Source organism: Cognatundibacterium curvum (genome assembly GCF_014284235.1).
GTDB classification, from domain to species: domain Bacteria; phylum Pseudomonadota; class Gammaproteobacteria; order Burkholderiales; family Burkholderiaceae_D; genus Undibacterium; species Undibacterium curvum.
The window spans coordinates 578590-593994 of sequence record NZ_JACOGD010000001.1 but is presented as its reverse complement, the minus strand read 5'-3'; the positions used below and the strand labels follow the sequence as shown (position 1 = coordinate 593994).

Genomic DNA, 15405 nt, shown 5'->3' with positions numbered 1-15405 from the left:
TTCAAATGGCGCGATGCGAAGTTAAAGCAGCTGGATTTTACCTTGCGGGGCGCTTCTGCGTTTGCAAACGCATGCCGATCAGCATGCTGATCGAAACCCTCGCCAACCCCTTCGCAGGAACGACGGTACAGAGCGAACGTTTCGAATTCGAGACGCGGTGCGTCTCGAATTGAGTGAGAATATTTCCCATTACTTAACTTGCATCAGCCCCCTCGGTACTGCTAAGTACCATACTTAAGAAACGATCACAAAATAAACATCAGAAATAGAGCGCAATGATGAGCAAAGCCAACGAAAGTACCTTCCAAAGCGACATGATTCGCCAATTACTTGCCAACGGCTGGTTGCTCGGCAAAGCAGAGCATTACAACCGCGAACTGGCTTTGTATCCCGAAGATGTGATTGGCTTTGTCAAAGACACCCAAGTCGAACAATGGCAAAAGTTTTGTGCTTTGTATCCGGTGCAGCCTGAGCAAAAATTTTTGGAGCGTTTGGCGCAGCAATTGAATAAGGCTGACCCGAATGCCGCCAATAAAGAAATCCGCAGCTTTGGTACGCTGGGCGTGTTGCGGCATGAGCTCAAAGATCGTGGTACGCGCTTTTCTTTATGCCAGTTCGCACCGGAACATGATCTGAACCCAGATACCTTGGCGCGCTACAAAAAGAATCGTTTGCGCGTGGTGCCGGAGGTGACGTACAGCCCGTGGGCGACCGCTGCGCATCTGGCAGAAACGGGCGTTAAAGCCAAAGACTGGCGTATTGATCTGGTGTTGTTCGTCAATGGTATCCCGGTCACGACACTGGAGCTGAAATCAGAATTCAAGCAAGCGGTACATAATGCGATGCGTCAGTACCGCAGCACGCGTTTGCCGGTGGACCCGGTTACCAAAAAACCGGAACCTTTATTGACCTTTAAACGCGGTGCGCTGGTGCATTTTGCGGTGAGCCAGTACGAGGTCTATATGACCACGCGTTTAGAAGGAGAAAGCACTTTCTTCCTGCCGTTTAACAAAGGCACGCATGAGGGCGGCGCGGGGAATGATGCACCTTTAGACGTTAACCAATACGCGACCGATTATCTGTGGAACGAAGTCTTATTGCCCGATAACCTGCTCAAAATCCTTGGCCGCTATGTGCATTTGCAGATCGAAGACAAAGAAGACTGGGAAGGGCGCAAATACAAGAAAGAAAGCCTGATTTTTCCGCGCTACCATCAATGGGATGTGGTGAATAAATTGCTTGATGCCGCACGCACTGAAGGGCCGGGGCATAAGTATCTGATTCAACACAGCGCCGGTTCTGGTAAATCCAATTCGATTGCCTGGTCAGCGCATCAATTGTCGTCACTCTACGATGACAAAGGTAACAAGCTGTTCCATTCCGTGATCGTCGTCACCGACCGCACGGTGCTGGATGCGCAACTGCAAGACACGATTGCCCAGTTTGAACAAACTGACGGTGTAGTGGGACGCATCAATAATCAAGAAGGCGATGGTTCTAAATCTGAAAAGCTTGCCAAGGCATTAGAGAACTCTCAGCCCATTATCATCGTTACGATACAAACCTTCCCGTTTGTTTTAAAGGCGATAGAAAACAGCGTCAGCCTTAAAGAACGTAATTACGTCGTCATTGCCGATGAGGCGCATTCGTCGCAAACCGGTTCGACTGCCCGGCAGTTAAAAGAAGTCTTGATGGTCGATGGCAGCGCCAGCGAGGAGGATGAGTTATCGACAGAAGACATTCTGGATGCCGCCGTCGCCTCGCGCCGCGCCTCTAAAAACCTGACTTATCTGGCGTTTACCGCCACACCCAAGACCAAGACTTTAGAATTATTCGGCCGCTTGCCGCGCCCTGAAGAACCAGCTTCTAAGAGCAATAAGCCCGCCGCATTCCATGTCTACAGCATGCGCCAGGCTATTGAAGAGGGCTTTATTCTTGATGTGTTGAAGAACTACACCAACTACAAAGTCGCCTATAACCTGGCGATGAGGATGAAGGATGTCGACCAGGAAGTCGAAAGCAAAAAAGCCAAGGTTAAGCTTAATCAATGGGTACGCCTGCACGATCACAACATCAGCCAAAAGGTGATGGTAATCGTCGAGCACTTTAAAACCCATGTCATGGGTTTGTTAGGTGGCCAGGCGAAGGCGATGGTGGTCACCAGCTCGCGTAAAGAGGCGGTGCGCTACAAACAGGCGTTTGATAAATACCTCGTTGAAAAAATGAAGAGCGAGCAAGGCTACCAACAGATCCACGCGATGGTGGCGTTTTCTGGCGAAGTCGAGTTCAACGACAAAGACCCGAATGCAGAGATGTTCCTTGGGCAGAAATTCACTGAAACCAATATGAACCCGAATCTCAAAGGCCGCGACATGCGCAAAGCCTTTGATACGGACGATTATCAAGTCATGATCGTGGCGAACAAGTTTCAGACCGGCTTTGATCAGCCCAAGCTGTGCGCCATGTATGTCGACAAAAAGCTGGGCGGTGTTGAGTGCGTACAAACCTTGTCGCGCTTAAATCGCACTTATCCGGGCAAGGCTGAGGTTGGCACCTTCATTCTGGACTTTTTTAATGAGCCGGAAGAGATTCTGGCATCTTTTCAGCCTTACTTCCAGACGGCAGAGTTGGCAGATGTGTCGAATCCGAATTTGATTTTTGATCTGTACGACAAGCTAAGGGCTGCTGATATCTTTACCTGGACAGAAGTCGAACAATTCTGCGACGCCTTCTTCGTTAAAAGTAAGAGCAACGCCGCGATCGCCAATATTTGCAAGCCTGCGGTAGAGCGCTGGCAGAAGCGTTACAAGCATGCTGTGGAAGCGTACAAGACAGCCAAAGACATGTTTGAGCGTCAAAAGAAATTTAACGACGCAGTGCTGATTGCCAATGCAGAAAACAGCTTCAAAGACTGCAAGCGTGCAAAAGACGCGTTAGAAATTTTCAAAAAAGACCTCGGCACCTTTGTGCGCTTTTACGAGTTCATGTCGCAAATCGTTGATTACAACGACAAAGACCTGGAAAAACTCAGTCTGTATGCGCGCAACCTGCGCCCTATGCTGCGTGAGACCATCTTGGATGAAGACGATATCGACTTATCCAGCATAGTACTCAGCCATTACCGCGTCTCTAAAATCCGCCAGCAACATTTAACGCTGAAAGAGAACAGCGATGAATACAAGCTGGAACCAGGCGAGGGCGCAGGTACCGCCAAGGCTAAAGACAAAAAGACCGAGTTCTTATCCCAAATCGTACACCGCTTAAACGAGCTGTTCATCACTGATCAACTCACCGACAACGACATGGTCAACTACGCTTATACCATCAGCGACAAGGTGCGCGAAAATGACATCGTCATGCAGCAGATCGCCAATAACAGCGCAGAGCAAGCGATGCTGGGTGACTTTCCAAGGGCGGTAGATGATGCCATCTTAGGTAGTGGCGACGCACATCAGAATCAGATGATGCAATTGCTGTCTGATCCGGGTAAGGCTAAGTTATTTTCTAAGGTGATTTTTGAAATTTTGACCAACCCAACAAGATAATTTGGTAGTGGAAAGACTGAATGTTTTTACGACGCATTTAAAAATTTTTCAGTAAGGTCAAACGTGCTCAATGCAGTGTTAAGTAGGAAGAAGGTAGGAAGTGGATATAGTAAATCTTATTTGCTGGAAGAGCTTTTGGATGAAGAATGATTGATGACTAAGATTAATGATTTTCAGGAGAGCGCAGAGAAAGCACTGAAAGTCTCTTTAGTCTTAAGCTAACCCAAATATACCACCAATAATAAGTTAACAGACGGGGCCGTTGTAGCTGGTGCTGCGGAAAATATTCTCGATTCGCTGATAGAAAACATAGAGATCAAAGTGCAGCTGAATGAACCAATATTCTGGAAGAATTTAGTCATGCATTTCGGTGTTCCCGACGCTTTTGGTTATTAACTGTACTGGTCCAAAACTGACCTGATACATGCTGTCCGAAGAGTTCGAGTTCCATGCTGCTGCTAACAGTGAATGTCAACCGATTACTACAATATGGCGTGACAGTCTGTGAGTTTTGAAGATTGGCAAGCTGCTACCGGAGTGCTGTTGACGGCACGCCCGCATGTTCATTTGTACGTTCGATTAAAATAACTTATAGGAAAACTATGGCACTATTCATTCAAAAACCTATCTTCTGGAACACTCAATCATATGTTCGTCCGTCAGGTGTCATCGCAACTAGCGGCTATCCCAAAGATACAGGTTACGGTCATGAGGAATGGAATAATTCACCTCGGATGCTTCTCAAGCGCGGGAGGCAGCGCTATCGTCTCTTCCACACGGAGGGCTTGGGCAATGCTCCGGTGGACGAAAACGCGGGTCAGACCTTCGTATTCATGACCGTTTCGCACAGTGGGATACAGCAGCTTGTCGGCATTGCCGGAAATGCGATTTGCCTCGCCTCCGAACACTATCGTCCACAACGCGAACAACTAGTCAAAGACCTCAATTTGAATGACCTTCACGAAGAAGCTTGGGCTGTTCCGAATGTTCGGCACCAGTACGATGGAAATCATCAGCAATTTCTCGCCGACTGGAAGAAGGATACGGCTTGGATACCTAACTGGATTTGTCCAGATGATTTTTTCTGGTGGCTTGATGAGCCTGTCACGCTCAATGCGAGAACAATAACAGGGCAAGGGAAGCTGCTTCAAATGTTTGGTCGCTACACTGAACTTGACCGCTTAGTGGCAGGGCGTTTTCTTGATGCAATACCTGCCGAACAGCGTGGAGAGAAGTGGCAGGTTCTTAGTGATGCCATTCAAATTGCCCCTTCCGCCCCCATCAGGGTAGAGGAAATAGCCAACGAAAAAGAACCAATCACAGATGTTCTAACCAGCATCAACGCTCGTCGTGGGCAAGGTCAATTTCGTGAGGACTTAATCAGGGTTTGGGGTGGTGCATGTGCCGTCACTGGCATTAATTGTCGTGAAATTCTAATAGCGTCCCACATCAAACCATGGGTTAAAGCAAAGGGGAAACAGAAGCTCGATGTGGACAATGGGTTGCTGCTGTCGGCAAATCTTGACGCCCTTTTTGACAGAGGCTTAATCACATTCGACAGCGATGGCCAAATGATGATTTCCCCCCGCTTGGACGAACGTCACGTTAAACTTTTGGGGCTACCAAAGCCACTTCGATTCCTATCGGATGGAACGGCTGGATACCTCGAGTACCACCGCGGGGAAGTGTTCCAGAAGTAGGTTGGATGTAAAACCCCTTGGCCTTCCTTATTTTGAAAGACAGCTTTGGGGCGACAGGTGGCTTCGAGGCGGGAGTCGCCTAGAGACAGCCACCTTCTGTCAGAGCAAGTTTGAGTTAGTACAGATAAGCTGTACATCGGACTTGTTCGTTTTATTGACCGCTGTAGCATATAGCTAACCAATTTCAATTTTAGCTAAGTGATTGCAGGCTGCCATCATGTTTGGTCGCGAGTTCCCAAATTCTAGTGGCAATGCGGTTCAAGCCTTCTTCCTTGATTGTTTCTAAAACTTGCAGTGCTTCGTCGAATCTGCCAAGTTGCCGCAGTATTTCTGCCTTCTCAGTAGGTGAATCGATCAAGTTGTTCTTATGTAAATCCAGCAGCGCCAGCAAGTTCTGCTCTGAAAAATCATTAGAAAACAAAGGGGTTTTACGGCATGGTGTGCCATCTGGGCGTGTGCGTAAATGATCATTGCCTTTTTGCCAAATTTTTTGCCTAACGATTGATTCTCGCTCTGGGCTAAGGCCTTTCGAGCCATTCAATATCGTTAGCCAGTCTCCAATTGTTGGTACTTGGGAATTAACTGCATGCGCCACATCATTTGGAACACCCAGCCAATTTGTTTCTACAGGCTTTTTTTCTTCCTTTTTCTTTTTTCCAGTCAGCGTAGCCAGGATACTTGCAAGTCGCCCTTTTTTTTCTTGTGGTTCTGGTTGTGGTATATCGACTTCTTTAGCATCTTGCTTCCAAAATGGATTGCTGCATAAAGGACATTGTAGTAGTGGTGAACTTACAATCTCATAACCGATACTTGTCACCCCGTCAGTCCATACTTGAATTGTACGTCCATGAAAATTGATTGAAGCAAGTTGGCTTTGGCGTAAATGCCAGTTGCATGAAGGGCAACGGATAATTGTTGGCTCGGCGAATCGGGTCATTGAATTTAGATTGTGGTTAAATTTTTTATATTATGGTTAATAATTTTACTATTTATCTATGTCGAATTTCCGATATTGGTGCGTGCTGTTTTTCAGATTGATATAGTTTAGCTATGTAACTATGATATGCATTGCTCAATATTTTATTGGTGAATGCATAATATGAAATGCATCAAATGTTTTGTTGATTGATTAATTTATGCCTAAACCATTTTCCCTAAAAATTTTCGTAGCGACTGGTGACCCGGATGGTCTGCGCATAGTAGAGCGCAGCAATTGGATAGGCAGAGCAGTTGTATTTCCTCGTCCATTACTGACGACGATAAAGCAGCGTGAAGAGTTTGCTCAAACAGGGGTTTATCTTTTGCTTGGCCCGCGACCAGATGGTGATGGCGAGATGGTCTATATCGGTGAGGGCGATCCGGTAAAGCCAAGATTAGAAAGTCATTTCAGCAATAAAGATTTTTGGACCAAGGCAGTCTTTTTTGTGGCTGGCGCAGGGCAGCTCAATAAAGCACATGTGCAGTTCCTCGAATCCCAACTGATACAGCGTGCAAAAGATGCCAAGCGCATGCGTTTGGAAAACATCAAAGCAGAAAATGAACCCACGCTGTCGGAGTCAGATCGTGCCGATATGCTGGTGTTTCTCGATCATATGTTGAGTATGTTGCCCGTTTTAGGCGTGTCTGCTTTTGAGCTGGCACATGCGACAGAGATAAATCAGGCGAATACCACTGTTTTACGCTGTACCGGAAAAGGTTTGAACGCGTTAGGTTATGAATCAAACCAGGGGTTTGTCGTGAAGGAAAATTCGCAGGCCAGTGCCAATATCACATCGTCGATGCGAGAGCAAATGCATGGCATCGTCGATCTGCGACAAGATTTAATCGATAACGAAGTATTGCGGCGCGTAGGCGAGAACTATGTCTTTCAACAGGACTACAGCTTTTCTAGCCCATCAACTGCTGCAGCGATCATCTTGGGCCGTAGCGCGAATGGCCGCACGGAATGGAAAGACGAAACTGGACGTACTCTGAAAGCGCTGCAAACGCAGCAGGCAGGGTTGCCGTAGGTGGTGCTACAGAAAATATTCTCCATTCGCTAATAGAGAATATTTGGCTCAAAGCGCTACCAGATGAACCTATATTCCGGGGCGGATTTCGTCGCGCACTTTGGTGTTTCCCATGTCGATGGGACTAATAGTCGTCGTGCGCCGCGATATTTTTACAAATACTGCATGTCCAATACCTCTGAGTGAACTGAGATGCCGCTGCAATGCGAACGTAATGCGAACGTAATGCGAATGCACTCCACATGTTCTTGATGTTGAGTGATTGCTGACTTTGTTTAATAACGCAACAGAAAAAATTGGCCGTAAGGCAGTGTAATTTGTAATTATTGGCAAATCAAATGTGTGCTAGCAGTGAGCTCAATCAATATCGCCAAAAAATAAAGGTTCGGAAGAATTTCTGTATCAGCTTGCGGACTCGCAGGTCTCTTTTCTCCTGGAACCTCCTCCATTCTTCGTCTTTGACCGCCTGCATTCTTCCTCTGTCGAGGACAGTAATGTGGTCGTATTTGGCTCGCTCCATGATAGCGAGCTTTTCTTGTTCGGGTAGTGAATTGCGGATGCAACATCCGCATTGGCAACGATTTGGCATAGGTTACTCAAAAAACAGCAAGGGGAAAATAAACTTTAAGCAACATAATGCTATGTTCTTTGCATGATTTGATTGTATCAATGCCAGTCCTATGAAAGTTGTAGTCATGGTCAGAGGAGCTTGGATAGTTCTACATTGAGCTAGCTATCAGACATTTTTCTTAGTATTCGTCAAAAAGGAAGGAACAGTCCCATTGCCTTTTTTTGTCGGATTCCCCCTTTTAGTCATGTTGATCGCGCTGCCGTCATTCATAACCCAAATACTCCCATCGTCACCACAATTAAAGTGCATGACGCGGTGAACTTGGATCGGCTGATTTTTCCAGGAAGTCTCTATGCTTATTGCTTTATTGAGCTTGCGCGCTCGTCGTAGGTCAGGTGATCCATCAGTAGGCAGTACGAACCGCTTACCCTTGATCCCAGTGCACTCACATAAGTTTCACCTTTGACTTGATTCAGTAGTCCTGCGAAATGCGTGAAGTATTTTTTAAGGAATTTGGATATTCTAGTCATTTTCACTCAGTATGTATGGCAAGAATAGAGATTCCGCTTAGGTGAAAAAATTATCTATTTTTACGAGATCTTAGCTCTAAATCTTTTAAAAACTTTTCATGCTCATCCAATTCTTGTTCATCCGTCACTGCATGTAACTTAAATTCCTGAAGAGTATCTAACTTCAGTTCTTCTTGTTTAGTAACAACGTGTTTTTCAATATTCCCTTCTTGCTCGGATTCATTCCTGTTACGCCAGTAATAAAACCCGATTAAGACAAATGCAAGAAATGCCAAATCCCATCCAGAAATCAATGGCTTTGTTTTTTTTTGCTCCGCTTTCCTCGCTTCCATCCGCAAATATAACGCCTCGCACTCAGGATCAGCCGAACACTCTGCAGCTTTTTCCTCCACATTACTTACCTCATAGCTGCGGTTTTCAGCATATGCAATACAACAGACAAAACTCAACAGTAGAAGAAGGTGTCGCACTCGAGTCTCAAAGATCTAATCACAAAGTTGACATTTTACAATGTTATTTAATATTTAATTGATTATTTTATTTTTAACTAAAATTTTATATATGATCGACTATCCGCTCATTGATATATAGATTGGATATCGAACTCTATGAGGAATATTGTTTTTTAATTAATTATTCGAGGTTGATATAGTAATCGAGTGGATTGCTATCTCTGAAATTACTTGACCATCGTTTAATTGTGATGATAGAAAGACTTAACTCAACTTGGCGTTGTAGCAATTAACGCCATGTAAATAGCCTATAAGTGGAACTTAGTTTCCTGGTGATGGAACCAGAAGAAATTCAGTTTTCTCGATCTTGTAAAAATATGAAATTTGGTTTCGAAGCCAATCAATTCTGAAATGGGATTCAATATGGATGTAGGGGATATCGAACTAACGAAGGTGAGTGAAGAGTTACCACCTGAGGTCAAAATTGAAATAAATGTTTCGACCCGGATAAATCTTGCTGATTTTCAAAATGCGGTGCCTGCAATTCATGAACTGGCGATTGTAAATGAAACCGAAATTTCGTATCGCAATCTTCGTTTGACAGTGATATCTACGCCGCCGTTTTTGAAGCCAAAAACCTGGCATATCGACCAGTTAGCATCAGGGCAGACACTTCATATTGGAGATCTCAATATTTCGCTTGATGGCTCGTTACTAGGACGACTAACGGAAGCAGAGAAGGCAATTCTGAATTTGGAACTTACCATTTCAGATGGAGAATCGCCTAGTATTGCTCGCATTGAGTCAACAGTCGAACTTCTGCCAAGAAATCAATGGGGAGGATTGTCATCACTACCCGACATGATTGCTGCATTTGTTCAACCGAACGAGCCTGCAGTCGAGCGCGTGCTTAAGAATGCCGCTGAGATTTTGCGCAAGGCTGGTAAGTCCTCCTCCATTAATGGTTATCAAGATGGTGCCAAACGGGCATGGGAGCTTGCATCTGCAATTTGGAGCGCTATTGGTAGTTTGGGGTTGGACTACGCTTTACCACCAGCTAGCTTTGAGCAACAAGGACAAAAAGTTCGCGGACCTGGTCAAGTTGTGGAGTCTGGGCTAGGCACCTGCTTAGATCTAACCCTTTTCATTTGTGCAGCACTTGAGCAAGCTGGTCTAAATCCTCTCATCGTTTTCCAGAATGGGCACGCTTTCCCCGGTGTATGGCTGAAACCAGAGGAATTCTCTTCTACCGTTGTTGACGATATCACGGCTCTTCGTAAGCGCGTTAAATTGAAGGAGATGGTGCTTTTTGAATCGACGTTACTTGTTCATCGACCACTTCCGACGTTTAGTTTCACTATATTAAAAGGTGAAGAGCACATTTCGGAGGCTGAAGAGGGGGTGTTCAAGTTGGCTGTCGATATCCGTCGAGCTCGTCTTCAGCGTATTAAGCCCCTTGCCAGTGAAAAATCTAATTTCTCGGAACAAGGTTCGTCGCCGCAGCAAGAGCCGCAAGATCCAGTATGGGAAGATTGTCCGGATTTAGGAGGAGAAGAGGAGGCGCGTATTGAGGTGGAGTGTCCAGAAGATCGGCTATCACGGTGGCAGAGAAAATTGTTAGATTTGTCTTTACGTAATAACCTTTTGAGTTTTAAAGCTGGGAAAAAATCTATAAAGCTTGACGCTCCCGAACCCGGGGCTGTTGAAGATGTGCTCGCGGAGGGACATGCGTTAAAGTTGTTGAGCCGTCCAGATCTTATGGACGGTGACGATCCGCGCAGTAAAGCACTCCATGAGGCACGCGAGCGAGAATATGTGCATAAACAACATGCTTTGGATGCTCTTAAGCGGAAAGAAGTATTCGTTGGTTTAACCCAAGAAGAGCTTGAGAATCGTCTCCTTGAACTGTATCGGAATTCCCGCACAAGTTTACAAGAGGGAGGTTCAAATACCTTGTTCTTGGCTCTGGGGTTTCTTTCATGGACAAGGGACGTCAGGGATGAAAAAAAATATCGTGCACCGTTGATTCTTTTGCCAGTATCACTTGAGAGGAAAAGTGCTCGATCTGGCTTTAGTATAAAGCTTCATGATGATGAAGCTCGTTTTAATCCAACGCTTATCGAGCTGCTTCGCCAAGATTTCGAGCTTGAACTTGGTATTCGTGACACAAATCTACCTCAAGATGATGCTGGGCTGGATGTTGCTGGTATATGGATGACTGTTTCCCATGCTATCAAAGATATTCCTGGCTGGGAAGTTGTCGAAGACGTAGTGCTTGCATCATTCTCTTTTGCTAAATATTTGATGTGGCGCGACTTGACTGAGCGGGTCGAAAGCCTAAGAAAGAACCCTGTGGTACGGCATCTTATTGATACGCCGAGAAATTCTTATTTTAATAATGTGGAATTTCCCGATGTCCGTCGATTGGATTTCGAGTTACCTGTTAAGGAGACGTTTTGCCCACTTCCTGCGGATTCTTCGCAGTTGTCAGCGGTAGTCGCTGGTAGCAGAGGGAAAGACTACGTTCTTATTGGACCGCCAGGCACTGGAAAGAGTCAGACCATTTCTAATCTTATTGCACAATTTCTCGCGGAACGAAAACGTGTTCTTTTCGTTTCCGAAAAAATGGCTGCCCTTGATGTCGTCTATCGACGATTAGCCGAAGTTGGTCTTGGTAATTTTTGCTTGGAGCTACATTCTAATAAGGCTCGTAAAGCAGAAGTGCTGGACCAGCTTCGAACATCTTGGGATGCCAGTGCGACACTTGCCCCAGACGAATGGCATGCTGAGGCTGCACGTCTTGAACTGTTGCGATCTCAGCTCAATGGATATGTTGAGCGGCTTCATACAATCTATTCAAACGGTTTGTGTGTGTATGAGGCGATTGGCCGTGTTGTTGAGGGACATGGCTTTCCTATTCTTCATCTGTCATGGCCAAATGCACATCATCATGATTCTGAGTCCATGCGAGATTTACGTCAAACAGCTGAACTGCTTGACGTAAATGCTCGTGCGTTCGGAGCTTCAAACCTCACGGCAAATCCACTCGCAGGTATTCTTCAGACAGAATGGTCTCCGACTTGGGCTGAGAACCTGGTTAACTCAGCTCAAAGAGTCCTAAGTGTAGTGGAAGTTTTTGAGACAGCCGCCTTAGCATTACGCAAGACTATTGGCTTGCCTGAGTTGATACTTGATTCTCGTGTTCGCAATGGGCTAACAAAGCTTGCATCTATTCTCCTGAGGGCATCAGGGTATGATTGGAGATTCGTATTGCGACCCGATGCAAAGAATATTTCAGATAGCTTACGTCAAGCAGTGCCAATGCTTGAGAGATATCGTTTCCTACTTTCTGAGTTATCTCAGCCGTGTGGTAAACAGATGCTTGATGATTTACGTTTTGGCATCATCCAGCTTCAGCGTGACAAAGAACTTCGATCTAATTTGTCGCAGCCATGGAACTCTTCTTTAAAACAACGGCTAAGTGATGCTATTGAACTGCTTCGGACTCGCCAGGATCTTGTTAGTCGACAGACTCTGATCTACAAGGACGGTATCCCTACCAAAGTAGTTAAAGAACTTCAAGGTGACTTGTTAGAGTTGCAAAATTCTTCTTGGCCATTTAGTTTCCTGCGCAAGCGTAGTTTAGCGAAAAAGTTGAAAGAACTTGCAAAGAACACTGGTGAGCCTGACATCGATAGTGACATCGAGAGAATTGTTGAAATCGACAAGCTCACTCAAAAGCTAAATGAGTTTGATGATTTGTCACTGCCAACATCGAACGTTTGGGCTGGTCTAAAAACTGACATAAACGTTGCTCGATCTTTATATGCGTTCCAATGCGCACACGAACAAGCTTTTGAACGTAAACCATGGGAGGATATTGGATTCGATCCTGTTGCAAAAGGCCTATGTGGAGACATCGCTCGCGAGGACCTTCAGCGCATGAGAGAGCTTCGTCAAATTGACTTGGTTGTTGCACCCCTTGAGCTACTCAGCGATGAAACTGCTGGGGTTTGGAGAGGATATCAATCGGACGTGGCAGTCTCCAAAGAGTTCCTCTCCTTTCAGTCGGCGCTTTCTTTAGCTCGTAGTGAGGCTGTTTGGTTGGACGAAGGTTTTATGTTCATCGAGGGTGGTCGTGCGGGCAAGCTTGCGGCTGAAGACCTGAAAAAAATGCGCGAATTAGTTTCTTTGCGCACAAGCATCGAAGGATACGATGAACTTATTGTAAAAACGGATGGATTGTGGAGTGGATTGCAGACAAAATTGCATGGTATAGGGTCTGCATTACAGTTCTCCGAGGCTTTGTCTAGTACGTTGGGTTCCCTTGCAAGTACACCTGAAGCGCTCGCACAGCTGAAAGCACCGATTACGCTTATGCTGGGGGATAGCAATGTATTACTCGAACCTTTTGGACCTGTTGCCGCTGCGGGTCACGTTTATGCTGATGCTCTTATTGAGTTTGACAGGGTTATCGAGATTTTTGCAATATCTAGTGGCATTCCCCAGATTGAACACCATATCTTGTCTGCATTGTCGCCGCAACAGATTCTCGAGCGTGCCCGCCTAGTTCTGAAAGAATCGAGCCGTCTTCGTGATTGGTGTGCCTGGCGTAAAGTAAGAAAGCATGCAATAACGCTTGGTCTAGCTCCCCTTGTCTCGGGACTTGAGCAAGGGGTAGTTGCATTGGGTACCGTCAAAGAAGTGTTCGAGACAGACTACTGTCGTTGGTGGCTCAACGCTGTCGTTGACCAAGATGATGTCCTGCGTACGTTTGTATCTGCAGAGCACGAAAAACGCATACACGATTTCCGTGAGCTCGACCAAAAATTTATTTCATTGACCCAGAAATGGGTACATGCTCAGCTATCTGCTGGGCTACCGTCGCCGACAATGGTCACTCAGGGTTCGGAATGGGGTCTTCTTCGTTATGAAATGCAAAAGAAATCCAGGCATCTTCCGCTTAGAGAGTTGATGTCAAAAGCATCAAGTGCGATTGTACGTCTAACTCCTTGCTTGTTGATGAGTCCTCTTTCTGTGGCTCAATATCTACCAGCAGAAACGGCAGATTTCGATGTGGTCGTTTTCGATGAAGCCTCTCAAATCCCTGTTTGGGATGCGATTGGTGCTATGGCTCGAGCTCGACAAGTCATCATGGTGGGAGACCCAAAACAGCTTCCTCCAACAACCTTCTTCGACCGTGCTGAGTCAGATGTCGACGACACTGATGTTGAGATTGAGCTGGAAAGCATTCTTGAAGAGTGCATAGGTGCAAACTTACCTACAATGAAGCTTTCGTGGCACTACCGTAGTCGCCACGAAAGCCTCATAGCTTTTTCAAACTATAGATATTACGGTGGAGACCTTGTCACCTTCCCGAGTCCAGTGACAAACGACCGGGCTGTAAGCTTCCAATATGTGACTGGCGGTCAATACGAACGAGGTGCTTCTCGTACAAATAAGCCGGAAGCAAAAGCGCTCGTAGCAGATCTCGTTTCTCGTCTCAAGTCGCATGGTTTCCGTGATAGTGGTTTGACAATTGGTGTTGTGACCTTTAATACGGAACAACAACGACTTATCGAAGACTTGCTTGATGAAGCTCGCAGGCACGATCCATCGATTGAGCACCACTTTGCTGAGGCTTCTCTCGAGCCAGTGTTTGTAAAGAACCTTGAGAGTGTTCAAGGTGACGAACGAGACATCATGTATTTCTCTATCACCTATGGTCCAGGAATAGATGGTGCTATGCCAATGAATTTTGGCCCGATGAACCAACAAGGTGGAGAGAGGCGTCTGAATGTTGCTATTACTCGTGCTCGTCAGGAGTTACGTGTGTTTGGTAGCTTTAAGCCGGAAAAAATGGATTTATCTCGTACACAAGCATTGGGCGTTCGAGATTTGAAGCATTTCCTCGAATTTGCTGAACGTGGTGCTCGCGCCTTAGGGGAGTTTGTAGCTGGTAGCATTGGTGACTTTGACAGTCCGTTTGAAAAGGCGGTATGTGGTGCACTTGTGGAGCGTGGATGGCAGGTGCATCCTCAAGTTGGAGTCTCCTCATTTCGCATTGACCTTGGCATTGTCGATCCTGATGCTCCAGGCCGTTATTTAGCAGGAGTAGAGTGCGATGGTGCAACCTACCATCGCTCTGCTACAGCACGAGATCGAGATAAACTTCGTGAGCAGGTGCTTCGCGGCCTTGGTTGGGAGGTCGTTCGCATTTGGTCTACCGATTGGTGGATTGACATGCAAGGTACCTTAGATAAGGTAGACGCCAAATTGCATCAACTCTTGACCATTAAGCGCAGAGCAGAGATTCCGGTGACAGAAAGCGCGTTGTTGGCTAGCGAATCTGTCATTACTGCTACAAAAGAAGAGACAATTACTGATTCTGTAGTGACAGTCAATTTGCCTGGCGGAAGAGCAATATTCTGATTAGTAGAGTGTCCGCTAAAATTTAGTTCCAAAGGTGATGTAAATTCAACGTCACCTTTGGTAATACAAATGATGAACCGGATACCTAACAAACTTATACGACCGAATTAAAAGAAGTGCCTTCAAACGTGTTTCTGATGTTAAATGGGTCTCTTTGGTTGTCAAG

Annotated in this window: 6 protein-coding genes; 4 read left to right on the top strand and 2 right to left on the bottom strand. The window is 45.9% G+C overall.

Annotated elements, in window-relative coordinates:
- Positions 1–275: 275 nt before the first annotated feature.
- Together H8K43_RS02745 and H8K43_RS02740 are read left to right on the top strand one after the other, a co-directional pair.
- Positions 276–3545: a type I restriction endonuclease subunit R gene (locus H8K43_RS02745; RefSeq protein ID WP_186902435.1), complete on the top strand. Its 3270-nt coding sequence runs from the start codon at positions 276–278 to the stop codon at positions 3543–3545.
- 602 nt (positions 3546–4147) lie between these two features.
- Complete coding sequence (locus tag H8K43_RS02740) at positions 4148–5245, top strand: HNH endonuclease (RefSeq protein ID WP_186902434.1); 1098 nt, start codon at positions 4148–4150, stop codon at positions 5243–5245.
- Between the two features lie 190 nt (positions 5246–5435).
- Here H8K43_RS02740 and H8K43_RS02735 read toward each other — a convergent pair whose 3' ends face one another.
- Positions 5436–6062, bottom strand: a complete 627-nt coding sequence (locus H8K43_RS02735) for a calponin homology domain-containing protein (RefSeq protein ID WP_186902433.1) — start codon at positions 6060–6062, stop codon at positions 5436–5438.
- A gap of 319 nt (positions 6063–6381) precedes the next feature.
- Here H8K43_RS02735 and H8K43_RS02730 point away from each other — a divergent pair, with 319 nt between their 5' ends.
- Entirely contained in the window at positions 6382–7254 is an 873-nt protein-coding gene (locus H8K43_RS02730; protein ID WP_186902432.1) for a GIY-YIG nuclease family protein, read from the top strand.
- 1151 nt (positions 7255–8405) lie between these two features.
- Here the strand turns inward: H8K43_RS02730 and H8K43_RS02725 are convergent.
- Complete coding sequence (locus H8K43_RS02725; RefSeq protein WP_186902431.1) at positions 8406–8825, bottom strand: hypothetical protein; 420 nt, start codon at positions 8823–8825, stop codon at positions 8406–8408.
- Between the two features lie 405 nt (positions 8826–9230).
- Between H8K43_RS02725 and H8K43_RS02720 the strand changes: the two genes are divergently transcribed.
- Positions 9231–15239, top strand: a complete 6009-nt coding sequence (locus H8K43_RS02720) for a DUF4011 domain-containing protein (RefSeq protein WP_186902430.1) — start codon at positions 9231–9233, stop codon at positions 15237–15239.
- Positions 15240–15405 lie beyond the last annotated feature (166 nt).

Bases quoted from the DNA above. Each gene is read 5' to 3' on its own strand.
- H8K43_RS02745 (WP_186902435.1), top strand. From the start codon at position 276: ATGATGAGCAAAGCCAACGAAAGTACCTTCCAAAGCGACATGATTCGC.
- H8K43_RS02740 (WP_186902434.1), top strand. From the start codon at position 4,148: ATGGCACTATTCATTCAAAAACCTATCTTCTGGAACACTCAATCATAT.
- H8K43_RS02730 (WP_186902432.1), top strand. From the start codon at position 6,382: ATGCCTAAACCATTTTCCCTAAAAATTTTCGTAGCGACTGGTGACCCG.
- H8K43_RS02720 (WP_186902430.1), top strand. From the start codon at position 9,231: ATGGATGTAGGGGATATCGAACTAACGAAGGTGAGTGAAGAGTTACCA.